Genomic DNA, 1,117 nt, shown 5'->3' with positions numbered 1-1,117 from the left:
TGGCGCGTGGGCTGGCGCGCACGTAGATTGCGGTTGCTGGCTGGTTCCATTTTTTGATACTGCCGCCGCAGGCTAGGCGCCATCTGTTGCTCACCTTGCAGTTCAGGAATGCTCGGCAACGCCAGTTTTCGCAACTGTTCAATTAACTGGTGGTTTTGTTGTTGCCAAGCCCCTTCATGACCCGCCTTAAGCTGTTGATTATTCATATTAACTTCATGCTTCAACCTCAACGCCTGCTGTTCAATCTGCAAGCGTTTTTTTATGGTGGCCACCGGTTGCCCATAAATCTGGCTGACCATTGGACCTGGGGTTTGTTCAATCAATGCCAATGTCTCGGTGACCCGCCGATTCGCTAACTGAAACACCTGCTCCGTGACGGGATCAATGCCCTGGCGCGTGTAATTCCCATCGTTAGCGTGATAATACCGGGCACCCAACTGCGTTAACGTCTGCTTTTGCGCCGCGGTTAACCGGCGTTGCGGTCGAATTTTTAATTGCGCTAATTGGGCCTGCTCCGCTAAGGCTGTTAATTGCGCAGTTTGGAGTGAGCTTGCTGGTAACCGTTGGTCTAACAGTGCTTGTCGGGCTGTTGTGAACGCCTCGACTTGCGCTAGGCCCCGTTGGCGGCGTAAACGATACTTTAATTTAGCCAATTCTTGCTTAATTTGTTGCTGTTCAGCTGGCTGCTGCGTTTGTTTGAGTTGGCGGGTCCGTTGCGTAATAGCGGCCGTTAATTCGGCTTCTGTTTGAAGACGTTCAGTAGGAGCGATAGGTTCACTATCACTCGCGTACAAAGCCCGCAGGACTTGATTACCTAACCGCTTTTTTAACTCCCGACGTTGTTTCGCTAAATAGTCTTGCCCCCGTTGACCATACAACGTGGTAAACCGGGTTCCGAGTGCTTGCCCGGTCGTCTGCCAGTCTTGGTAAGCCGTTGACTGCGCCAGAGTCGTTGACACATACGCTTCAATGGCCTGCCGACTGGCCGCAAATGCTTTTGCATTGGAACTGATCGATTTAACTTTAGGGTCGGTGGGTAAGCGTTGATAGGCGCGTTTCAGTCGCGCATTTTGCCGCAGATCTGTCGGCAATTGACGTTCCTGTTGCGTTAACAATT

Annotated in this window: 1 protein-coding gene; it reads right to left on the bottom strand. The window is 51.7% G+C overall.

The window, feature by feature from the left end; translation table 11 throughout:
• The coding region (locus ACKTR5_RS11680; protein WP_407881680.1) for a hypothetical protein at positions 1 to 1,117 on the bottom strand (1,117 nt) is incomplete at both ends.

The organism is Furfurilactobacillus entadae, assembly GCF_045862745.1.
Taxonomy (GTDB): domain Bacteria; phylum Bacillota; class Bacilli; order Lactobacillales; family Lactobacillaceae; genus Furfurilactobacillus; species Furfurilactobacillus entadae.
The sequence above is the reverse complement of the archived record's forward strand: the minus strand, read 5'-3'. Positions and strand labels throughout refer to the sequence as shown.